General features: G+C 66.2%; 20 protein-coding genes. 4 read left to right on the forward strand and 16 right to left on the reverse strand.

Annotated features, from left to right (window positions below; translation table 11 throughout):
• The first annotated feature begins 118 nt into the window (after positions 1-118).
• Positions 119-244 carry a hypothetical protein gene (locus tag CFB39_RS40780; protein WP_256991402.1) on the forward strand — a complete coding sequence of 42 codons (126 nt, stop codon included), beginning with the start codon at positions 119-121 and terminating at the stop codon, positions 242-244.
• 116 nt (positions 245-360) lie between these two features.
• On the forward strand, positions 361-609 hold the full coding sequence (locus CFB39_RS10280; protein WP_089472988.1) for a hypothetical protein: 249 nt from the start codon (positions 361-363) through the stop codon (positions 607-609).
• A gap of 127 nt (positions 610-736) precedes the next feature.
• On the opposite strand, the gene CFB39_RS10285 is transcribed toward CFB39_RS10280, so the two are convergent.
• The 7 genes from CFB39_RS10285 to CFB39_RS10315 all read right to left on the reverse strand — a co-directional run bounded on the left by CFB39_RS10285 (position 737) and on the right by CFB39_RS10315 (position 9,126).
• Complete coding sequence (locus CFB39_RS10285) at positions 737-1,522, reverse strand: lysozyme inhibitor LprI family protein (RefSeq protein ID WP_241025730.1); 786 nt, start codon at positions 1,520-1,522, stop codon at positions 737-739.
• A 466-nt stretch (positions 1,523-1,988) separates the two neighbouring features.
• Positions 1,989-2,555, reverse strand: coding sequence for a polyhydroxyalkanoate synthesis repressor PhaR (gene phaR / locus CFB39_RS10290; RefSeq protein ID WP_006485265.1), 567 nt, complete (start codon positions 2,553-2,555; stop codon positions 1,989-1,991).
• A gap of 119 nt (positions 2,556-2,674) precedes the next feature.
• The gene (locus CFB39_RS10295) at positions 2,675-3,415 is read right to left on the reverse strand and encodes a 3-ketoacyl-ACP reductase (RefSeq protein WP_027784565.1); all 741 of its coding nucleotides are present in this window, start codon (positions 3,413-3,415) and stop codon (positions 2,675-2,677) included.
• Positions 3,416-3,564: 149 nt separating this feature from the next.
• Complete coding sequence (locus CFB39_RS10300; RefSeq protein ID WP_089472990.1) at positions 3,565-4,746, reverse strand: acetyl-CoA C-acetyltransferase; 1,182 nt, start codon at positions 4,744-4,746, stop codon at positions 3,565-3,567.
• A 99-nt stretch (positions 4,747-4,845) separates the two neighbouring features.
• Entirely contained in the window at positions 4,846-6,711 is a 1,866-nt protein-coding gene (locus CFB39_RS10305; protein ID WP_089440220.1) for an alpha/beta hydrolase, read from the reverse strand.
• Between the two features lie 360 nt (positions 6,712-7,071).
• Positions 7,072-7,911, reverse strand: a complete 840-nt coding sequence (gene pgeF / locus CFB39_RS10310) for a peptidoglycan editing factor PgeF (protein ID WP_089473268.1) — start codon at positions 7,909-7,911, stop codon at positions 7,072-7,074.
• A 6-nt stretch (positions 7,912-7,917) separates the two neighbouring features.
• A complete protein-coding gene (locus CFB39_RS10315; RefSeq protein WP_089472991.1) occupies positions 7,918-9,126 on the reverse strand; it encodes an RluA family pseudouridine synthase in 1,209 nt (402 codons plus the stop codon).
• Between the two features lie 41 nt (positions 9,127-9,167).
• Between CFB39_RS10315 and CFB39_RS10320 the strand changes: the two genes are divergently transcribed.
• Positions 9,168-9,992 carry an outer membrane protein assembly factor BamD gene (locus tag CFB39_RS10320; RefSeq protein WP_011549700.1) on the forward strand — a complete coding sequence of 275 codons (825 nt, stop codon included), beginning with the start codon at positions 9,168-9,170 and terminating at the stop codon, positions 9,990-9,992.
• 121 nt (positions 9,993-10,113) lie between these two features.
• On the opposite strand, the gene CFB39_RS10325 is transcribed toward CFB39_RS10320, so the two are convergent.
• The 3 genes from CFB39_RS10325 to CFB39_RS10335 form a co-directional block, all read right to left on the reverse strand.
• Positions 10,114-12,363, reverse strand: coding sequence for an ATP-dependent DNA helicase (locus tag CFB39_RS10325; RefSeq protein ID WP_089472992.1), 2,250 nt, complete (start codon positions 12,361-12,363; stop codon positions 10,114-10,116).
• Positions 12,364-12,418: 55 nt separating this feature from the next.
• Positions 12,419-12,634, reverse strand: coding sequence for a YdcH family protein (locus CFB39_RS10330; RefSeq protein ID WP_006478692.1), 216 nt, complete (start codon positions 12,632-12,634; stop codon positions 12,419-12,421).
• A 76-nt stretch (positions 12,635-12,710) separates the two neighbouring features.
• The gene (locus CFB39_RS10335) at positions 12,711-13,463 is read right to left on the reverse strand and encodes a hypothetical protein (RefSeq protein ID WP_089472993.1); all 753 of its coding nucleotides are present in this window, start codon (positions 13,461-13,463) and stop codon (positions 12,711-12,713) included.
• A 160-nt stretch (positions 13,464-13,623) separates the two neighbouring features.
• Between CFB39_RS10335 and CFB39_RS10340 the strand changes: the two genes are divergently transcribed.
• Complete coding sequence (locus CFB39_RS10340) at positions 13,624-15,951, forward strand: Tex family protein (RefSeq protein WP_089472994.1); 2,328 nt, start codon at positions 13,624-13,626, stop codon at positions 15,949-15,951.
• Between the two features lie 111 nt (positions 15,952-16,062).
• Here the strand turns inward: CFB39_RS10340 and CFB39_RS10345 are convergent, their stop codons facing one another.
• The 6 genes from CFB39_RS10345 to hflC form a co-directional block, all read right to left on the reverse strand.
• A complete protein-coding gene (locus tag CFB39_RS10345) occupies positions 16,063-17,979 on the reverse strand; it encodes a potassium transporter Kup (protein WP_069248096.1) in 1,917 nt (638 codons plus the stop codon).
• Positions 17,980-18,255: 276 nt separating this feature from the next.
• Positions 18,256-18,852 (reverse strand): phosphoribosyltransferase, encoded by a 597-nt coding sequence (locus CFB39_RS10350; RefSeq protein ID WP_179257668.1) that lies wholly within the window; start codon positions 18,850-18,852, stop codon positions 18,256-18,258.
• 7 nt (positions 18,853-18,859) lie between these two features.
• A complete protein-coding gene (locus tag CFB39_RS10355; RefSeq protein ID WP_039360238.1) occupies positions 18,860-20,206 on the reverse strand; it encodes an adenylosuccinate synthase in 1,347 nt (448 codons plus the stop codon).
• Between the two features lie 113 nt (positions 20,207-20,319).
• Positions 20,320-21,468, reverse strand: a complete 1,149-nt coding sequence (locus tag CFB39_RS10360) for an ATP phosphoribosyltransferase regulatory subunit (RefSeq protein WP_089472995.1) — start codon at positions 21,466-21,468, stop codon at positions 20,320-20,322.
• A gap of 114 nt (positions 21,469-21,582) precedes the next feature.
• Positions 21,583-21,774 carry a DUF2065 domain-containing protein gene (locus tag CFB39_RS10365; protein ID WP_011352254.1) on the reverse strand — a complete coding sequence of 64 codons (192 nt, stop codon included), beginning with the start codon at positions 21,772-21,774 and terminating at the stop codon, positions 21,583-21,585.
• A 36-nt stretch (positions 21,775-21,810) separates the two neighbouring features.
• A complete protein-coding gene (gene hflC, locus CFB39_RS10370) occupies positions 21,811-22,710 on the reverse strand; it encodes a protease modulator HflC (protein ID WP_089431157.1) in 900 nt (299 codons plus the stop codon).
• Positions 22,711-22,718 lie beyond the last annotated feature (8 nt).

Genomic DNA, 22,718 nt, shown 5'->3' on the forward strand with positions numbered 1-22,718 from the left:
GCTGCAGATCCGTGCACGATGCTGCACATGGACCGCGCCGAAACACGTATAGGAAACGTGCGTGCCGCTCGCGTCGGTTTGATGCGGGATGAGGGGCTGTCGGCTTACCGTCAACGCCATGTGCGGCAAGATGCGTGGCAACTTCCCGAACGACGAGGCGGCGATCAAGCTGCTCTGGCTGGCGCTGCGCAACGTGCTGGCCAAGACCATGCGGTCCGCCTTCGACCGGAAATCGGCGAAGTGACGGGGATCCACCCGCACGCGTCGCTTCCCGACAATTCCGCCGGAACCGCCCCGTCGCTATGCGAAAATCGCAGCGTCCACGCTCTTCCCTCTCTTCCATTACCCAACGGGGCTCGCATGACCACCCACATCACGATCGAATTCACCGAACACGCAGCCGAAGCCATTGGCGAGCAAACCAGCACCAGCTTCTCCTACGACCAGGGCGCGCATGTACCGCAACCGGGCGACTTCGTCGAACTCGAGAATTCTCACCAGACGTTCCTCGTGATCGGCCGCGTGTTTTCGCTCAAGGCCAACTACAGCGCCGTCAAACTCGTGCTCGATCTGCCGCCGCACGACGACGAGCAAGGATTCCCGGCATAAGACAAGCCGGGCCGGTAACGTCGGCCATTGCGCACGCCCGGCCCGCCTCGTATTGAACCGCCAACCAAGAGCGCGTAAAAAAGCCCGCCGAAGCGGGCCCACAAAACAGACCAATCCAATCCGGCGCTCACGGAAACTTCGCAGCCGTCAGGCACCGCTCGAACCACACCGCATCGTCCCCGTCACCGATCGGCCACATTTCCGCATCGAGTTGCGGCAACCCGGCTACCGGCGCTGACGCGCGGTTATCGCCTCCGGACGCCCCCGCACGCGTCCACGCCGACTGCGCGCCACCGGTGTCGCACGCACTCCCATGGGCCTGCGCTTCGCAGTACGCAACGGGTCGCACCTTCCCGCCATCGGCCGTGCTCACCGACCGGTACTGATAGACCGCCCCGGTCGCCCAGTCCTCGCTCTGGCTGCAGACCCGCGCACGATGCTGCACATGGACCGCGCCGAAACATGCGTAGGAAACGTGCGCACCAGTCGCATCGTCGGGAATGAAGTCGCAGTTTGCATCGAAACCGGTAAGCGGGCCGCCCGTGTATTTCGCGAGCCACTGGCGCTCGGCCTGCGCACGCGCGATCAGCCCTTTGTTCGATTGATCAGCCAGTACGGCAGTGCGCCGATCGATTGCCTTGCGCACTTCGTCGACGGCGAGCGGACGACCTTCGTAATCAGCGTCGAGACGGTTGTTGCGCGCGCTGATCCAGCGGCGCTGGCTGCGCACCAGCATGTCGCGGATCGCCGTGTCCGGTGCGGCCTTCAGCGCACCCGCGTACGCCGAATTCATCCGCGAGTCGGCTGCGCGCAGGATGGAGCTCGCACAGATGCGCTTCTCGATCGACTGCACGGCTTTCGCGCAATCCATCGCAAAGGCAGGCACCGCCACGCCAACACCCAGCATGAACATCGAAGCCAAACCAGCCAGTCGGCCACCCGGTGCCACTCGAATCCCACGCATGCTTTCTCTCAGTCGGTTTTTCTTGGTCGCATTGCCTCGACGCGGCATCGCGCATCACGGCCTGTCGTGCCCGGGCGGCGTCATTGCATTTCGCCGAACGCAGCTTCCACGCCACACCGCGCAGCGCCGCTCATGGTACGCGCGCCTGCACGAACGCGCACCACCAGGCACGACACGCCCCGGTGTTCCTTCGCAAGTGACGGGATCTCGATCGACTGGACAACGGCCACGCACGCCCGAACCCCGCATGCGCATTCGGTGCCGACGGTCATGAACGACCGTCGGCGAGAGGATCCGGCAGGCGGCGGCCGCACATCGTCGCGCACGAATGCACGATCGGCCGCCCCGCGCCGCGCTGCTTCGCGGCACCGACGCCCGACGGGTTGCCCGCCGCGGTCGGCCCGCCGCGAAACCGTTACTTCTTTTCCGGCTCCGACGCGCCCGGCTGCTTGAACGGGAACGTGCTGAACATCGACTTTGCCTGGTTCTGCATCTGCTCCTGCATCTGCACGAACATGTTCTTCGACTGCTCGATGTAGCTGGTCATCATCCCTTGCATCATCGGCGCCTGCATGTTCATGAACTGCGACCAGACTTCCGGATTCATCGCATTGCCTTCGTACAGGTTCTTCGACTGATCCGCGAGCTTGTTCTGGATGTCGATGAACGCCTGGATGTTCTTTTCCAGGTACGTGCCCATCATGCCCTGCATCGCATGCCCGTAGAAACGGATGATCTGCGACAGCATCGACGACGAGAACATCGGCACGCCGCCGCTTTCCTCTTCGAGGATGATCTGCAGGAGGATGCTGCGCGTGAGGTCTTCGTTGGATTTCGCATCGACGACCTTGAAGTCCTCCTGCTCCAGCACGAGTTGCTTCACGTCGGTCAGCGTAATGTACGTGCTTGTCTCGGTATCGTAGAGCCGACGGTTCGGGTACTTCTTGATGAGCCGTTCGGCCGTCTTCTTTGTAGTAGTCATGTAACGCCTTTGAGTGCAGCGTAGCGGAAGTGACGAATCCCCGCCGCCCGAATCCGGGAGGCGGGGGCCTTCGGAAAACGCCCGGCTGCGCGGCCACCCGGCCCGCGCAGCGCGGACGCTCAGCCCATGTGCAGGCCGCCGTTCAGCGAGAAGTCTGCGCCCGTCGCGAAGCCGGAATCGTTCGACGCGAGCCACGCGACGATCGAACCGATTTCCTCCGGCCCGCCGAGACGCCGCACCGGAATCGTCGCGACGATCTTCTCGAGCACGTCCGGGCGGATCGCCTTCACCATGTCGGTGCCAATGTAGCCCGGCGACACGGTGTTGACCGTCACGCCCTTCGTCGCGACTTCCTGTGCGAGCGACATCGTGAAGCCGTGGATACCGGCCTTCGCGGTCGAGTAGTTGGTCTGGCCGAACTGCCCCTTCTGGCCGTTCACCGACGAAATGTTGATGATCCGGCCCCAGCCGCGTTCGACCATCCCGTCGATCACCTGCTTCGTCACGTTGAACAGGCTCGTCAGGTTGGTGTCGATCACGGCGGTCCAGTCTTCGTGCGTCATCTTGCGGAACACGACGTCGCGCGTGATGCCCGCGTTGTTGACCAGCACGTCGATCTCGCCGACTTCGGCCTTGACCTTGTCGAACGCTTCCTTGGTCGAGTCCCAGTCGCCGACGTTGCCTTCCGACGCGATGAAATCGTACCCGAGCGCCTTCTGCTCCTCGAGCCATTTCACCCGGCGCGGCGAGTTCGGGCCGCAACCTGCGACCACCTTGAAGCCGTCTTTCGACAGGCGCTGGCAGATGCTGGTGCCGATGCCGCCCATCCCGCCCGTTACGTACGCAATTCGCTGAGACATAAATCTCACTCCATTTTTTGGTTTCGAGAGCTGCCGGAGGCCCCCTCTGACTTCACGTGACGCCGGCCGAAGCCGCAATCGGCCGGCACACGAATTCGGTTCGCTTGTGGCGAACGACCGCTGACGGACTGCCGGTTACGGAGGGCCGCTTACGGACGCTCGACCGCGAGCGCGACACCCATCCCGCCGCCGATGCACAGCGACGCCAGCCCGCGCTTCGCATCGCGCTTGGCCATCTCGTGCAGCAGCGTCACCAGGATCCGGCAACCCGACGCGCCGATCGGGTGCCCGATCGCGATCGCCCCGCCGTTCACGTTCACCTTCGACGTGTCCCAACCCATCTGCTTGTGCACCGCCAGCGCCTGCGCCGCGAATGCCTCGTTGATCTCCATCAGGTCCAGGTCGCCCGGCGTCCAGCCCGCGCGCTCCAGGCACCGGCGCGATGCCGGCACCGGGCCCATCCCCATCACGCTCGGATCCACGCCCGCGTTCGCATACGCCTTGATCCGCGCCAGCGGCGTCAGGCCCAGCGCCGCCGCCTTCTGCGCCGACATCACCAGCACCGCCGCCGCCCCGTCGTTCAGCCCCGACGCGTTCGCCGCCGTCACCGAGCCGTCCTTCGAGAACGCCGGCTTCAGCCCGGCCAGCGACTCCGCCGTCACGCCGTGACGCACGAATTCATCGGTGGCGAACTGCAGCGGCTCGCCCTTGCGTTGCGGGATCGCCACCGGCACGATCTCGTCGTCGAAGCGGCCAGCCTTCTGCGCGGCTTCCGCCTTGTTCTGCGACAGCGCCGCGAACGCGTCCTGCTCTTCGCGCGTGATCCCGTATTCCTTCGCGACGTTCTCCGCCGTGATGCCCATGTGGTACTGGTTGTACACGTCCCACAGGCCGTCGACGATCATCGTGTCGACCAGCTTTGCATCACCCATCCGGAACCCGTCGCGCGAGCCCGGCAGCACGTGCGGCGACGCGCTCATGTTCTCCTGGCCGCCCGCGATCACGATGTCCGCGTCGCCCGCGACGATCGCGTTCGCCGCCAGCATCACGGCCTTCAGGCCCGAGCCGCACACCTTGTTGATCGTCATCCCCGGCACTGCCGTCGGCAGCCCGGCCTTGATCAGCGACTGCCGCGCCGGGTTCTGCCCGGAACCGGCCGTCAGCACCTGGCCCATGATCACTTCGCTGACCTGCTCGGGCTTCACGCCCGCACGCTCCAGCACCGCGCGAATCACCGTCGCGCCCAGCTCGGGCGCCGCAATCTTCGCAAGCGAGCCGCCGAATTTGCCGACCGCGGTCCGCGCGGCCGATACGATCACTACGTCCGTCATTTCCCTTTCCTCCAGGCCCGCACGACACGGCGCATCGCTACCGGCCCTGTTAAAAAAACTGCGGTGCACCGGACAGCCTGCGCCGCTGTCCGGTTTTCGTCAATCGCGCTGCAATACGTAGCGGCCCGGCGCCGGCTCGATCACCGGGAACTGCGCGGTACCGGGCTGGGCGGGCGGCTCCACCTTGCGGCCGCCGTACTGGTCGAGCCATTCGACCCAGGTCGTCCACCAGCTTCCCGGATGCTCGGTTGCACCGGCGAACCAGTCGTCCGCCGATTCGGGCAGGTCACTGTCGTTGACCCAGTAGCTGCGCTTCTTCTTCGCCGGCGGATTGATCACGCCCGCGATGTGCCCCGACGCGCCGAGCACGAACTTCAGCGGGCCCGACAGGATCGACGTCGACGCATAGGCCGTCTGCCACGGCACGATGTGATCCTCGCGCGAACCGTAGATGAAGGTCGGCACGTCGATCAGCGTCAGGTCCACCGACTCGCCGCACACGGTCAGCGCGCCCGGTTCGCGCAGCTTGTTCTCGAGATAGGTATTGCGCAGGTACCACGCGTACATCGGGCCCGGCAGGCTCGTCGAATCGCTGTTCCAGTACAGCAGGTCGAACGGCGCCGGCGTGCGGCCCTTCAGGTAGTTGTCGACGACGTAGTTCCACACGAGGTCGTTCGGCCGCAGGAACGAGAACGTGTTCGCGAATTCGACGCCGCGCATCAGCCCCGGCGGCGTGCCGTTCTTGCCGCCGATGGTCTGCTCGCGCATCTGCACGTGCGCCTCGTCGACGAACACGTCGAGAATGCCGGTATCGGTGAAGTCGAGCATCGCGGTGAGCAGCGTCATCGACGCGGCCGGATGTTCGCCGCGCGCGGCAAGCACCGCGAGCGCGGTCGCGAGCATCGTGCCGCCGACGCAGAAGCCGAGCGTGTTGATCTGCTCCCGGCCGCTGACCTGCTGCACGGCGTCGATCGCCGCGAGCAGCCCTTCGTTCATGTAGTCGTCCCACGTCTTGTGCGCGACCGATGCGTCCGCGTTGCGCCACGACACGAGGAACACCTGATGGCCGTTCGACAGCGCATGCGCGACGAGCGAGTTCTCGGGCTGCAGGTCGAGGATGTAGAACTTGTTGATGCAAGGCGGCACGATCAGCAGCGGCCGCTCGAACACCTTGTCCGTCTTCGGCGTGTACTGGATCAGCTGGATCAGGTCGTTCTCGTAGACGACCGCGCCTTCAGTACACCCGAGGTTCTTGCCGACCACGAACTGCGATTCGTCGGTCTGCGAAATCTTGCCGCGCTGCATGTCGCCGAGCAGGTTCATCATCCCTTGCCGCAGGCTTTCGCCCTGCGTTTCGAGGATCGATTTCTGTGCGTCGGGATTGAGTGCGAGGAAGTTGCTCGGCGCGGCGGCTGCCGTCCATTGCTGGACCGTGAAACGAATGCGCTCGCGCGTCTTCGGATCGGTCTGCAGCGCGTCGGCCAGTTCCTGCAGATAGCGCGCGTTGAGCAGATACCAGGCCGCCGCGAACGCATGCGCCGGCGACGCCTTCCACGCATCGCCGCTGAAACGGCGGTCCTTCAGTTCGGGCGACTCCAGCTTCGCCGCGGCGGCCTGCTGCATCAGCGCCATGCAATCGCGCGCGTAGTCGGCCTGCAACGCCTGCAGCCGCTCGGGCGGAATCGCGGCGGCCGGCAGCTTCAACCCGGCGAACGGCGACGCCATCGCGCCGAAATCGGGCATCGACGGCATCTGGAACGGGAACGATGTCGGAAACTGGAATGTCGCGAACGGATTCACGGTGGCCGACGCAGTCGCGGCGCGTGCCGGATCTGCAAAACCGCGCCACGCGTTCAACCACGACTCGAACATCTGCTGCATCGGCTGGGCGGCCGGATCGAAACCAATGCTGCCCGGGGAAGTGCCCGCCTGAGCGGACGTCGACGATTTTTTCGATGCTGTCATTACCTGCCTTACCGGTGATTCGTGAGCGTCTATCGTGAAATCCTGCTCGCGCGCGGCATGCCGGCTGCGAGCCGGGCCGTCATGCTCTGGAGAGGCGTCTCCAGATTCTGCCGCAGTGCGGTATTTTTATCATTATCGTTTTCCCCATGTGAAGCGCCATGTCAAACCGCTGAACATTTCCGTACGGAGATAATCCTCGCACAACAGACGGGACAAGGGTTCCGGCGAAACATAAAACATTTTGGTTGACTTGACTTCGGGATTCTTCATTCAATCGCGCATGCAGTGCGGCATAGCCGCCGAAATATCGAGATAACCCGATTTTGCGGCGCACCAAAATCCACGCGCATGCGCATTCCGTCAATCGGCCAGCCAGATCGCTGCTGCCATGCGGCCCGTCACGCGATCGCGCCGGTACGAATAGAAGCGCGCCTGTTCGGTGACCGTGCAGGCTGTCCCGCCGCTCACGTGCGCAACGCCCGCACGCGCGAGACGCAGGCGCGCGAGCGCATAGAGATCGGCGAGAAACTTGCCGGGCGCGCCATCGATCGCGACGAACGCAAGCCGGGTTTCATCATGCTCCGACTGCGGGGCCGTGTCGAGAAACGCGTCACGCACGTCGGCGCCGACCTCGAACGCCCGCGGGCCGATCGCCGGCCCGAGGTATGCATGCAGCGCGTCCGTCGCACCGCCCGCGAGGGCCGCGACACGCGCCGCGGTCTGCTCGACGATGCCGGCCGCCAGCCCGCGCCAGCCCGCATGGGCGGCGCCGACGGCGCGGCCCTGCGTGTCGCACAGCAGCACGGGCAGGCAATCCGCGACCATCACGACGCAGACGGCACCCGCCCGGTCGGTGACGCTCGCGTCGGCCTGCACCGGCGCCGTCGCCATCGGCGCCGCCGCGATCACCTCGTCCGCGCGCACGATCTGCGCGCCGTGAACCTGCTCGAGCCACGCGGCGCTCGACTGGCCTGCCAGCGCCAGCAAGCGTGCGCGATTCCCTGCCACATGGGCCGGGTCGTCACCGGTATGCAGGCCGAGATTCATCCCGCCCGGCAGCGCGTCGCCGCGCTGCCAGCGCCCGTACGGGCCTTCGCTCACGCCGCCGTCACGCGTCGTGATCAGCGCGCGCACGCGCGGCGACACCTGCCAGTCGGGCTGCACGCAGTCCTGCCACGTCAACGGCGCCAGGTTCGTCATCGGCACTCACTCCTCCTCATCGTCCAGGTACGGCTCGTCATCGTGATACTCGCCGCCGAAATCGTCATCGTCGTAGACACCGTCATCGTCGTCGAATTCCTCGTCGCCCTGCCCGAAGCCGAGCGCCGCGACGAGTGTGTTCATGTCGTCCGGCAGCGGGCAGCGCCATTGCATCGCCTTGCCCGTGACCGGGTGCACGAGGCCGAGCCGCCACGCATGCAGCGCCTGTCGCGCGAACCCGTCCGGCAGCGGCGTGACCGAGCGCTTGCCGCGCACACGGCCGTACACGGGATCGCCGAGCAGCGGATGCCCGGCGTGCGCGCAGTGCACGCGGATCTGGTGCGTGCGACCGGTCTCGAGATCGCACTGGATCGCCGAAACCGGCTGACGTTGCCACAGGCATGTGTCAACCGTGCGGAAATGCGTACGCGCCGGCTTGCCCGATGCCCCCGTGACGACGGCCATGCGCGTGCGTTCGCGCGGATCGCGGCCGATCGGCGCGTCGATCGTGCCTTCCTCGGGCATCGTGCCCCACACGAGCGCGAAATAGCGGCGCTTCACCGTGCGCGCCTGCAACTGGCGCACGAGGTCCGTCTGCGCGGCCAGCGTGCGCGCCACCACCATCAGGCCCGACGTTTCCTTGTCGAGCCGGTGGACGATCCCTGCGCGCGGCAGGCCGGCCGCCGCGTCGCCGTAGCGATGCAGCAGCCCGTTGAGGATCGTGCCGCTCCAGTTGCCGGCGGCCGGATGCACGACGAGGCCGGCCGGCTTGTTGATGACGACGAGCGCGTCGTCCTCGTAGATCACGTCGAGCGGCACCGGCTCCGGCGTAAAGGCGAGCTGCTCGGGGAGCAGGTCGGGCACGAGTTCGATCTTCGCGCCGAGCGGCACCGGCTGGCGGATCTTCGCCGGCGCGCCGTCGACGAGCACGCGCTGCGCCTCGATCCAGCTCTGCAGGCGGCTGCGCGAGAATTCGGGGAACAGTTGGGCGAGCGCCTTGTCGAGGCGTTCGCCCGCGAGCGACAGCGGCACTTCGACGACGCGCGGCGCTTCATCGACCGCCGCAGACGGCACGACGGGCGGCTGCATTGCGTCGCCGGTCAGATCGTCATCGAGGGAATCCCCCGAGGCGGCGTCGGCGGGCCGATCGCTTGGGCTATAATCTTCGCGATTTGGTGTGCCCGGCTGGGCATTCTGCGAACTTGAACGGGTCATTTAGACTGGGTCACCGAGACTTGAAGCTAGGACATGCGAGCATGATGAATTCGACCAAACGCACGGCCAGAACCGTCGCCGCCCGGGCTGCGGCGGTAGCGGCCGCGGCCCTCATCGCCGGCTGCCACGGCTTGCCGCAGAAGCAGGACGAGACGGCTACCTGGTCGAACAACAAATTATACTCAGAGGCCCAGGACGCACTGTCCGGCGGCGACTGGGGCAAGTGCGCGAAATATTTCGAATCGCTGCAAGGTCGCGATCCGTTCGGCCATTTCGCGCAGCAGGCGCAGATCAACGTTGCATACTGCAACTGGAAGGATAACGAAGCGGCCGCCGCCGACCAGGCCGTCGATCGCTTCATCCAGCTCCACCCCGATCATCCGGATATCCCGTACGCGTACTACCTGAAGGGGATGATCCACTTCAACGACGATCTCGGCCTGTTCGGCCGCTTCTCCGGCCAGGACATGAGCGAGCGCGATCCGCAGGCACTGCGCGAATCGTACGATGCGTTCAAGGTCGTCGTCGACCGCTTCCCGAAGAGCAAGTACGCGCCCGACGCCGCCGCGCGGATGCGCTACATCGTCAACGCGCTCGCGTCGCACGAAGTGCACGCGGCCGACTACTACTACCGGCGCGGCGCCTACGTCGCGGCCATCAACCGTGCGCAGCTCGCGATCAAGGACTACAAGGGCGCCCCGGCGATCGAGGACGCACTGCACATCATGATCCTGTCGTACGGCAAGCTGAACCAGCCGGAACTCGCCGAGGACACGAAGCGCGTGCTCGCCGGCACGTTCCCCGACAGCCCGTACGTCACGGGCCACTCGCGCCCCGGCGCGAAGAAGTCGTGGTGGCAGTTCTGACGCAAGCACCGTGCGGCACGCGCCGCACGAACAAAAAACCCGGCCATCGAGCCGGGTTTTTTTATTGGCGCCGCATTCAGGCGGCGCCGGTGCAATCGCGCGACGATCGCCGCACGCACCGTCACGTGCGCTTTGCCGAACGGTGCTCGTCGAAGAAGTCCTGGACGACCGCGATCTCGCGGGTCCGCTTGAACGGCGGCAGGCTCTGCCAGATCCGGCGCCCGTAGGGCTTGTCGACGAGCCGCGTGTCGCAGATCATCAGCACGCCGCGATCCGTCTCCGCGCGAATCAGCCGGCCCGCGCCCTGCTTCAGCGTGATCACGGCCTGCGGCAACTGGTGCACGGCGAACGGGCTCAGCCCCTTCTTCGTCAGCGCGTCGAGCCGCGCGGCCAGCACCGGATCGTCCGGCGGCGCGAACGGCAGCTTGTCGATCACGACGAGCGACAGCGCGTCACCGCGCACGTCGACGCCTTCCCAGAAACTCTGGCTGCCGACCAGGATCGCGTTGCCATACGCACGGAAACGGTCGAGCAGTTCAGTGCGGCTTGCATCGCCCTGCACGAGCAGCGGCATGTTCCAGCCGCGCGATTCGATCACGTCGCGCAGCTTCGACGCGATCCGGTCGACCGCGCGCAGCGTCGTGCACAGCATGAACACGCCGCCACCGGACGCCTCGATCGCCGGCAACGCGGCGTCGAAGACGGCATCGGTAAACGCCGGCGAAGACGGTTGCGGCAGGTTGCGCGGCACGTACAGCAGCCCTTGCGACTGGTAGTCGAACGGGCTCGCGAGCGTCATCGAGCGACGCGAGCTGAGGCCCATTTGCGCCGCATAGTGCGTGAAGTCACCGCGCACCGACAGCGTGGCCGACGTGAACACCCAGGCACGCGGCACGCCCGCGCGCTGCTTGGCAAAGATCGGCGCGACCGACAGCGGCGTTTCGTGCAGCTGGACCGTATGCGCGAACACTTCGACCCAGCGCACCTTCTCGTTCGGATCGCCGTCGGATGCCGCCTTGTCGCCGGCCGCGGTTGCGTCGGCCTTCGCCGCCGCTTCCGTCGCGCCGGGTGCGACCCAGCCGGCCAGCAGGTCCTGCAGCTCGCGTGCGCGCCGCAGGCATGCGCCGAGCGATTCCGCCCGTTCGGCCTGGCTGGCAAGCGCCGACGCCAGCGCGTCGAGCGCAGCCTCGAGCGCGTCGAGCGCACCGAACATCGGGTGATCGTCGCCGAGCTGGGCGAGCGACATGCGGACGATCTGGTCGTTCGCGAACGCCAGGCGCAGGTCGCGCGCCGCGCGCTCGAGATCGCCGCCGAGCTTCACCCACTCGACCGCGTCGCGTGCATGGCTCAGGCCTTCCGCCACCGTGTCGCGGGCGAGCTCGAGGATCTGCGTCGTCGACAGCGTTTCGCCGAAGAACAGCGTCGCCGTTTCCGGCAACTGGTGCGCCTCGTCGAAGATGACCGTGTTCGCGTTCGGCAGCAGCTCGGCCATCCCCGTATCGCGCAGCATGATGTCCGCGAAGAACAGGTGGTGGTTGACGACGACGACGTCGGCCTGCTGCGCCTCGCGCCGCGCCTGCATCACGAAGCATTCCTTGTAATGCGGGCATTCCTGGCCGAGGCAGTTGTCGCGCGTCGACGTGACCATCGACCACACGGGTGCCGTTTCCGGCACGCTCGCGAGCTCGGCCTTGTCGCCGCTCTTCGTGATCTTCGCGAAGCGGACGATTTCCTGCAGATAGGCCGTATCCTGCCGCGACGGCAACCGGCCGTTGTCGGCCGTGCGTTGCAGGTAGTAGTGGCACAGGTAGTTGGCCCGGCCCTTCAGCATCGCGACCGACACCGGCACCGCCAGCGCGTTGCGCACGGTCGGGATGTCGCGCGCGAACAATTGGTCCTGCAGGTGTTTCGTGCCGGTCGACACGATCACCTTGCCGCCCCACAGCATCGCGGGCACGAGGTACGCATAGGTCTTGCCGGTACCCGTGCCGGCCTCGACGATCAGCGTGTTGTCGCCGGCATCGCCGTCGACTTCGGCTGCCGCGGCGGCGTCCGCGCCCGTTTCGGCCGCCTTGTCGCCGTCGCCGAGGCGACGTGCCGGCCGCTTGCGGGTTTCGAAGATCTCGGGTTCGGGCATCCGGCGCGCGGACGCCTCCATCGCGGACGCGACGGCGCGCGCCATCTCGATCTGCGACTGTCGCGGCCGGTAGCCGTCGAGCGCACGCGCCAGCAATCCGCCTTCGCCGAAGATCGTGTCGAGTTCGTCGACGCGCTTGCGGCTCAGCTCAAAGGTGCCTTCGGGCGCACGAGCGCGCCCGGCGGGCGACACGTCGCGCCGGGCATCGGGGGTGGCTTCAAGCGGTGAATTCAAGGCAAGCGTTCCTGTGTCCAGCGCCCGGGCGGCGCCGGCGCTTGCCAGGCCGCGCTCAGGCGCGCTTATCCGGTTCCAGCTGCGATTGCAGCAAAATGATTTTGTCCTTGGCCGCCAGCTTTTCCTTCTTCAGCCGGTGCAGCGTGATGTCGTCGATGTCGGAGTGCCCTTCCTTCAGCTCGATCTCCCGAGCGAGCTGCTGGTGCTGCTCCTGCAATGCAGCCAAACGGTTGTGCAATTCCTGCTGCTGTTCCGTGTGACGGTTTTGCATACTTGCCTCCTCATCGAAGCAGCGCGCCGACTGGCGTGCCAGCGCGCCCGAGACTGATCTCGATCAATCCAACACGTTACTGCCCCTGCTGTTGCTTCTGCTGCGCCTTCTCGGCCGCTTCCTTCTGACGCTGCTCGACATCGGCCTTGTGCTGCACGGCTTCCTTCTGCTTCTGCTCGTAGCGCGCGGCGTTGTCCGCCCGCTCCTGCGCCTTCTGCGCGGCCTGCTGGTGCGCCTGGTCGAGCTTGCGCTGGAAGTCGCCCTGCTTCTGGTCGTATGCCTGCTTGTTCGCCGCGCGCTGCGGCCCTTCCGCGCCACGCTGCGCCTGCTTCAGCGCATTCTGCTCCTGCTTGTCGCGGAACGCAGCCGCGTTTGCCGCATCGTTCGCCGCGCGCTGCGGTGCTTCCGCCGCGTTCTGCGCCGCCTTCAGCGCCTGCTGCTGGTCGCGCTGCTGCGCACGCACCGCCCGCTGCTCGTCGTTGAGTGCGAGCTGCTCCTGGCGGATGCTCGCCCGCTCGTCGCGCATCTTTTCACGCGCCTTGCCGAGACAGTGATTGACGAAGAACTTGCTGTAGCAATCGTGCTCGGCCACCGCATAACGATAATCGTTTTCTGCGGAGCGTTGATTGAGCACTTTTTGACGGGCGTCGAAATCCGGTGCGGCCGTGGCCGTCACGGGCGCCGCCGCGGCGGCGGCCGGCGCGGTTGCGTCCGAAGCTTGCGCGAACGCGCCGGAAGGCCCGGCAGACAAAGCCGCGGCGAGCGCTGCGCCGAGCGCGACGAGAGAAATTCGGGAAGTTGGCAACGTCGTAGGAAAGCTGCGGGACATGTGTCAAATTCTATCACCCCCGGCTGGGCGCTCCGCCATTTATGGCAAAATGCCCCGCTTCACTCACCCGCGGCATCCGGCCCGTCGGGCCCGCCACGCAGCCCGCCGCTTCGGGCCTGCCGGCCCCCGCCGCGATTTCAGCAGGCAGATCATCCACGACATGACGGAAACCGTAGCACTCAAGATCGTACAGCGCATCGCCACCGAACTGTCCGTCCAGTCGCGCCAGGTCGCGGCGGCCGTGCAACTCCTCGACGAAGGCTCGACCGTTCCGTTCATTGCCCGGTACCGCAAGGAAGTGACCGGCAACCTGGACGACACGCAGTTGCGCCAGCTCGAGGAACGCCTCCTGTATCTGCGCGAACTCGAGGATCGCCGTGCGTCGATCCTGTCGAGCATCGACGAACAGGGCAAGCTGACCGACGAACTGCGCGCCGCGATCGACGCGGCCGACAGCAAGCAGGTGCTCGAAGACCTTTATCTGCCGTACAAGCCGAAGCGTCGCACGCGTGCGCAGATCGCCCGCGAAGCCGGCCTCGAGCCGCTCGCCCAGGCGCTCCTCGCGAACCCGCTGCTCGACCCGCAGGCCGAGGCAGCCGCGTACGTCGACGCCGACAAGGGTGTAGCCGACATCAAGGCCGCGCTCGACGGCGCGCGCGACATCCTGTCCGAACAGTTCGGCGAGACGGCGGAGCTGCTCGGCAAGCTGCGCGACTACCTGCACAACCAGGGTGTCGTGTCGTCGGCCGTCGTCGAGGGCAAGGAAAACGAGGAAGGCGAGAAATTCCGCGACTATTACGACTACGCGGAAACGATCAAGACCGTGCCGTCGCACCGCGCCCTCGCGCTGTTCCGCGGCCGCAACGCGGGCGTGCTGACGGTCAAGCTCGGCCTCGGCGAAGAACTCGACGCGCAGGTGCCGCATCCCGGCGAGGCGATGATCGCGCGCCATTTCGGCATCGCGAACCAGAACCGCCCGGCCGACAAGTGGCTGTCCGACGTATGCCGCTGGTGCTGGCGCGTGAAGGTGCAGCCGCACATCGAGAACGAGCTGCTCACGCAATTGCGCGAAACGGCCGAAACGGAAGCGATCCGCGTGTTCGCGCGCAACCTGAACGACCTGCTGCTGGCCGCGCCGGCCGGCCCGAAGGCCGTGATCGGTCTCGACCCCGGCCTGCGCACGGGCGTGAAGGTTGCAGTCGTCGACCGCACCGGCAAGGTGCTCGCGACCGACACGATCTACCCGCACGAGCCGCGCCGCGACTGGGATGGCTCGATCGCGAAACTCGCACGCATCGCCGCGCAGACGCAGGCCGAGCTGATCAGCATCGGCAACGGCACGGCGTCACGTGAAACCGACAAGCTCGCGGGCGAACTGATCGCGAAACACCCGGAGCTGCGCCTGCAGAAGATCGTCGTGTCGGAAGCCGGCGCTTCGGTCTATTCGGCATCCGAGCTGGCCGCGAAGGAATTCCCGGAGCTCGACGTGTCGCTGCGCGGCGCCGTCTCGATTGCACGCCGCCTGCAGGATCCGCTCGCCGAGCTCGTGAAGATCGAGCCGAAGGCCATCGGCGTCGGCCAGTACCAGCATGACGTGAACCAGCGCGAACTCGCCCGCTCGCTCGACGCGGTCGTCGAGGACTGCGTGAACGCGGTCGGTGTCGACGCGAACACCGCGTCGGCCCCGCTGCTCGCCCGCGTATCGGGCCTGAACGCGACGCTCGCGCGCAACATCGTCGACTACCGCGATGCGAACGGCCCGTTCCCGTCGCGCGAGCACCTGCGCAAGGTGCCGCGCCTCGGCGACAAGACCTTCGAGCAGGCCGCGGGCTTCCTGCGCATCAACGGCGGTGAGAATCCGCTCGACCGCTCGTCGGTGCACCCGGAAGCGTATCCGGTCGTCGAGCGGATGCTCGCGAAGATCAGCAAGCGCATCGACGACGTGCTCGGCAACCGCGAAGCGCTGTCGGGCCTGTCCCCGACGGAATTCGTTGACGAACGTTTCGGCCTGCCGACCGTGCGCGACATCCTGTCCGAACTGGAGAAGCCGGGCCGCGATCCGCGCCCCGAATTCAAGACCGCGACGTTCCGCGAAGGCGTCGAAAAGGTGTCGGATCTCGTGCCCGGCATGACGCTCGAAGGCGTCGTGACGAACGTCGCCGCGTTCGGTGCGTTCGTGGACATCGGCGTCCACCAGGACGGCCTCGTCCACGTATCCGCGATGTCGACCAAGTTCATCAAGGACCCGCACGAAGTCGTGAAGGCCGGCCAGGTCGTCAAGGTGAAGGTGATTGACGTCGACGTGAAGCGCCAGCGCATTGCGCTGACGATGCGCCTCGACGACGACGCGGCGGCGCCCGGCATGTCGTCGCGCGGCGGCCAGGATCGCGGCAACGCGGGGCGCGGCGCGGCCCGCCCGCAGCAGCGTTCGCGCGAGCCGGAACCGGCAGGCGCGATGGCCGCGGCATTCGCGAAGCTGAAGCGCTGAGCACCCGCAAGCCCCTGCGCGACAGAAAAAAAAGCCCGCCGAAAGGCGGGCTTTTTTACGACTTCGGCAAACACGGCGCGCGGCCCGACGGCCCGCGCGCCACACCTTGCGTCAGATTTCGATCTTCGTCCCGAGCTCGACCACGCGGTTTGCGGGGATCGAGAAGAAGTCGGTCGGCTTCGCGGCATTCTGGTGCATCCAGGCGAACACGCGCTCGCGCCAGATCGACATCCCGGGCAGATGCGTCGGCACGACCGTTTCGCGCGCGAGGAAGAACGACGTATCCATCAGCTCGAACGTCATGTCGTGCGTGCGGCCGAATTCCTCGAGCACGGCCTTCACGTCCGGCGTCTCGTTGAAGCCATACTCGGCCTTGACGATATACAGCCCGCCGCCCGCATCACGCGAGGACTGACGCTTGTCGTCGCGCACGTAAGGAAAGTCGCGCGTGACGAACGTGAGGAAAATGGTGCGCTCGTGCAGCACCTTGTTGTGCTTCAGGTTGTGCAGCAGGCTGACGGGCACGAGCTTGTCGTTGCCGGTCAGGTAGATCGCGGTACCCGACACGCGATGCGGCGGATGCGCGAGCAGCCCCTGCAGGAACGGCTCGAGCGGGATACCGTCGGCCGCCGTGCGCTCCTTGACGATGTGACGCCCCTTGTACCAGGTCATCAGCAGGAAGAACAGCAGCGCGCCGATGCCGAGCGGCAACCAGCCGCCCTGCGCGACCTTCAGCAGGTTCGCGCCGAAGAAGCCAAGGTCGACTGCGAGAAACACCGCGATGATCGCGCCGACCAGCAGCCGGTTCCAGTTCCACACCTTCACCATCACGACCGCGGCGAGCACGGTCGTGATCACCATCGTCGCCGTCACCGCGATACCGTACGCAGCCGCGAGGTTGTCGGAGCTCTTGAAGCCGATGACGATGCAGAGGATCACGAACAGCAGCAGCCAGTTCACGACCGGCACGTAGATCTGGCCGATCGCGAGTTCCGACGTGTGCAGCACCTTCATGCGCGGCACGTAGCCGAGCTGGATGGCCTGCGACGTCAGCGAATACGCACCCGAGATCACCGCCTGCGATGCGATCACGGTCGCGACCGTCGACAGCACGACGAGCGGCAGCAGCCCCCATTCGGGTGCCAGCAGGAAGAACGGGTTCTCGATCGCCTTCGGGTTCTGGATCAGCAGCGCGCCCTGGCCGAAGTAGTTCAGTACGAGCGAGGGCATCACGAGCCCGTAGGCGGCGATGCGGATCGGCTTCGCGCCGAAGTGGCCCATGTCCGCGTAGAGCGCTTCCGCACCGGTCAGCACCAGCACGACCGAGCCGAGCACGACGTACGCCTGCAACAGGTGATCGGCCATGAACGACGCCGCGTAATACGGGTTGATGGCGGCCATGATGCCCGGCACGCGCACGATGTGGTACACGCCGAGTGCCGCGATCACGACGAACCACAGCACCATGATCGGGCCGAACAGCTTGCCGACCAGCGCGGTCCCGTGACGCTGGATCCAGAACAGCGCGATCAGGATCACGATCGTGATCGGCAGCACGAGATGGGACAGGTGTGGTGTGGCGATTTCGAGACCTTCGACCGCCGACATCACCGAGATCGCCGGCGTGATCACCGCGTCCCCGTAGAACATGCACGCGCCGAAGATCCCGAGCGCCATCAGCGCGCCCGCGACGCGGGTCTTCGAGTCGAGCGGCCGCAACGACAGCGCCATCAGCGCGAGCACGCCGCCTTCGCCGTTGTTGTCCGCGCGCATCACGAACAGCAGGTACTTGATGCCGACCACCAGGATGATTGCCCAGAACAGCAGCGAGATCACGCCGAGAATCGATCCTTCGGTGAGCGGAATGCCGTGTGCGGGGCTGAACGCCTCCTTGAGCGAATACAGCGGGCTGGTGCCGATGTCGCCGAACACGACGCCGATGGCTGCTATCGCTAGCGCCCGCATCGAGTGTTGTTGCGTCGAATGCGGCGCGTGTGCTGCGTCGGTCGCGTGGATCGTGTCGTTCATATGAAGCGTAATAATCGGGTCCGGGTCGGACAAAACGAGCGCTATTCTACTCGCGCCCCCGTGAAACGCCGCCCTGCTCTGTTGCCTTGTCACCACGTGATCCACGCTGCGCATGCAATCCGGCGCGAGCTGTGGCAGGGCTGCCAATCATAGCCGGGGCAGCGGCGCCTGCCTACCGGATCCACGGTTCGCGCGGTGCCGGCAAGGATGGCGCCCCAATGAAAAACGGCGCCGCAAGCGGCGCCGTACAAGGCTTTCCTTCGATTGGCCGGCCGCTTATGCGCCCGAGCCGTCGCGCTGCGCGCGACCGCGCTTGATCCACGCCTCGAGGTTGTGCGGGCGAACCGTGTCCCACTCCTCGAACGGCTGATGAATCCACGGATTCGTCGGCAGGAACTGCGTGTGATAGTCGGGCTCGACCTTCGAGCAACCCTTGTACCAGAGCACGGCCGAGCGCACGGCCGTCACCGACGGATAGCGCTCCTTCAGGTGCTCCTGCACGCGCGCAAGCGTCACGCCCGAATCGACGAGATCGTCGACCAGCAGCACGTTGCCCGCCAGGTTGCCGCGCGTCATCGTGATGTACTGCGCGATGTCGAGGTCGCCCTGCTCCGTGCCGGCCGCTTCGCGGTACGAACTCGTCGCGAGGATCGCGAGCGGCACATCGTAGATACGCGACAGTTGATCGCCGACGCGCAGACCGCCGCGCGCGAGGCACAGGATCTGGTCGAACTTCCAGCCCGATGCATGCACCTGGAGCGCGAGCAACTCGATGAGACGGTGATACTCGTCCCAGCCTACCCACAGGTTCTTGTCGTCGTTGCGCGGATCGGTCATCAAGTCTGCCGCCGTCATCGTGATTTGCTGCGTCATCTGTAAATTACACCTTGAACGGATGGCGGAGCAGGATCGTTTCGTCGCGGTCCGGACCCGTCGACACCATGTCGACCGGCACGCCAGCCACTTCCTGGACGCGGGTCAGGTAAGCCTGCGCGTTCGCCGGCAGTGCTTCCCACGTCTTGATGCCGACCGTGCTTTCCTTCCAGCCGGCAAACGTTTCGTATACCGGCTCGCAACGGGCCACGTCAGCGGCGCCGCGCGGCAGGATGTCCACATCCTTGCCGTCGATCTTGTAGCCGACGCACAGCTTGACTTCGTCGAGGCCGTCGAGCACGTCGAGTTTCGTCATGCACAGGCCCGACACGCCGTTGATCTGGATCGAGCGGCGCAGCGCGGCTGCGTCGAGCCAGCCGGTGCGGCGCGGACGGCCGGTGACCGAACCGAATTCCTTGCCGACGTTCGCGAGCGTGACGCCAACCTGGTCCTGACGCTGCGGATTGTCCGCATCGTACAGTTCGCTCGGGAACGGGCCCGAGCCGACGCGCGTGCAATAGGCCTTCGTGATGCCGAGGATGTAGTTGAGCTTCTGCGGACCCACGCCCGCGCCAGCCGATGCCGCACCTGCGACGCAGTTGCTCGACGTGACGAACGGATAGGTGCCGTGGTCGATGTCGAGCAGCGTGCCTTGTGCGCCTTCGAACAGCAGGTTCTGGCCCGCATTGTTCGCGTCGTACAGGCGGCGCGACACGTCGGCCACCATCGGCTTCAGGCGGTCTGCATAGCCCAGCATCGTGTCGAGCGTGGCCTGGAAATCGACAGCCGCGCCGCCCAGGTACTGGGTCAGCACGAAGTTGTGGAAATCGAGGTTTTCGCGCAGGCGGTCAGCGAAGGTCTTCGCGTCGAACAGGTCCTGCACGCGCAGCGCGCGGCGGCCGACCTTGTCTTCGTACGCGGGGCCGATGCCGCGGCCCGTCGTACCGATCTTGCCCGCGCCCTTGCGCGCTTCGCGCGCCTGGTCGATCGCGATGTGGTACGGCAGGATCAGCGTCGTGGCTTCGGAAATGAACAAGCGGTCGCGCACGTTCACGCCCGCTTCTTCCAGCTCACCGATTTCCTTGAACAGTGCTTCGGGGGACAGGACGACGCCGTTGCCGATGTAGCAGGCGACGCCTTCACGCATGATGCCCGACGGAATGAGGCGCAAGATCGTTTTCTTGCCGCCGATGATGAGGGTGTGGCCGGCGTTGTGACCGCCCTGGAAACGCACGACGCCCTGAGCGTGGTCCGTCAGCCAGTCGACGATCTTGCCCTTGCCTTCATCACCCCATTGCGTTCCCACGACGACGACATTGCGCCCGGGAGTCACGTTCACTGCGCTGGCAGACATGTTGATTCGTTAGCTGGTTAAAAACGTATTCTACCTATGTTCGCGGGCGATTCCGAATTTTTCCGTTTCGCTTCAACGATATGCATGCCGAAGCACGTCCCGCGAACGCCTGTTTATCGGGGTTCGACCACCCATGCGCCGTTGCGCTCGACGAGCGAACGGTCGCACGCGAACTCGTCGAGCACATGATCGTGGCCCGGCAGCGCCTGGATCACGACCTCGCCCGCATCGCGCAGCGCCGCGACGGCCGCGTTCAGCGCATCGTCCTGCGCCCACGGCGCGAGAATCGCGGTGCCGCGCGCCTCGACCGGCGAAATCCGCGCGAGCTCGCGCAGGTCGAGCGAGAAGCCCGTAGCGGGACGGGCACGGCCGTACGCCTGGCCGACGTGGTCGTAGCGACCGCCCCGCGCGATCGCGTTCGGCACGCCGTCGATGTAGGCGCTGAACATCGCGCCGCTGTGATATGCATAGCCGCGCAGGTCGCCGAGATCGATCGCCACTTCGGCACCTTTCGCCTGTGCCGCGAGCTGTGCCAGATCGTCGAGCGCCCGCGTGATTTCGGGCAGCACCGGCAAGCGTGTGCGTGCCTCGGCGAGCACGCTTGCGTCGCCATAGAGATGCGGCAGCGCGCGCAGCGCGGCGCGCGTATCGGCACCGAGATCGTCGGTGAGCTCGTTCAGCAGCGGCACGTCCTTGCCCGACAGCGCGTCGTACAGCGACTCGCCGCGCTCGGCGGCCTGCGCATCGCGCGCCAGCAGCGCCGCGAGCACGCCCGCGTGGCCGAGGTCGAGACGAATGCGCGACAGGCCCGCGAGATGCAGCGCGTCGAGCATCAGTTGCTGAATCTCGAGGTCGGCTTCCAGCCCGGCATGCCCGTAGATTTCGGCGCCGATCTGGATCTGCTCGCGCGTCGCGTGCAGGCCGCGCGGACGCGTATGCATCACGTGGCCCGCATAGCAGAGGCGCGTCACGCCCTGGCGGTTCAACAGGTGCGCGTCGATCCGTGCGACCTGCGGCGTGATGTCCGCACGCAGGCCGAGGGTGCGACCCGACAGCTGGTCGACCAGCTTGAAGGTGCGCAGGCGCAGGTCTGCACCGCCGCTCGTCAGCAGCGATTCGAGATACTCGAGCAGCGGCGGCATCACCATTTCGTAGCCATACGAACGGAAGCGGTCGAGCAGCCTGCGGCGCAGCTCCTCGATCTTGCGCGCTTCCGACGGCAGTACGTCGGCGATATTCTCGGGAAGTAACCAGGTCGACATCGGTACGGTCCTACGACGGGAAACAGCGCGCGACACGCGCGCCGCGATATGAATCGGAAATTCTGAATTCGGGCGGGACGAACGGCGGATAAGCCGTCCGGATCAAGTCTGCGGTCAGGTCGCGAGCAGCAGCAGTATGAGCCCGAGCACCATCACGATCAGCCCGCCGATCCGGATATGATGCGGCGGCCGCTCAGCTATTCTACGAAACGTGTCGCGCCAGGCGACGGGAAACACGAAGGGGAACGCCCCCTCGATGATCAGCATCAGCGCTACTGCGAGCAACAACGAGCCAGCCAGGTCCATGCGAGCGACGGCGCCGCTCGACGCGACGCCCCAAGGTCAGTGTTTGCGGGGAGCAGGCGCCGCCGGTGCGGCACCGCCCGTCGGGCTGCGCATGAAGCGGAAGAACTCGCTGTCGGGATCGACGACGATGATGTCGTTGCGCTTGAACGTGTTCCGGTAAGCCTGCAGGCTCGCGTAGAACTGGTAGAACTGCGGATCGCGGCCGAACGCGTCGGCGGCAATCGTCGCGGCCTTCGCGTCGCCCTCGCCCTTGATCGTCTGCGCGGACTTGTACGCGTTCGCGAGCACGGCCTGCTGTTCGCGTTCGGCATCCGCCTTGATCTGCTCGACGTCGGCCGCGCCTTGCGCACGCACCTGCGCCGCCTGATCGCGCAGCGCGCCGATCATCCGCTGATAGACGGCATCGGTCTGCGCGGCCGGCAAGTCGACGCGCGTCAGCTGGACGTCGACCACGTCGACGCCGAAACCGGACGCCTTCGCCTTCACTTCGTCGCGGGCCGCATCGGCGATCGCACGCTGGCCGCCGAGCGCGTCGTCGAGCGCGCGCTTGCCGAACGCGTCACCGAGTGCGCTCTTCAGCGCGCCGGCGAGACGATCGCCGGCTGCCGACGGGTCACCGCCCGTCGTCGTGAAATACTTCATCGGATCGCTGATCCGGTACTTCACCGCGTAGGCGACGAGCAGGTCGCGCTTGTCTTCCGTTGCCAGTTGCAGCGGATCCGACGACTCGAGCGATTGCAGGCGCGTGTCGATCAGCGTGGCCGTCTGCAGCGGCGGCGGCAATTTGAAATGGATGCCAGGGCCCGCCAGTTCGGGTTGCGCGCCATCGCGCCCCGACAGCACGGCCGCATGGCGCGGATCGACGGTAAGGACGGTCGACGATGCCGCGAAGGCAACGATCACGATTGCGACGACGAGCGCAATGATTCGGTTCATGTTCTGCG

The sequence above is a fragment of the Burkholderia sp. AU6039 genome (genome assembly GCF_002223365.1).
Lineage (GTDB): Bacteria > Pseudomonadota > Gammaproteobacteria > Burkholderiales > Burkholderiaceae > Burkholderia.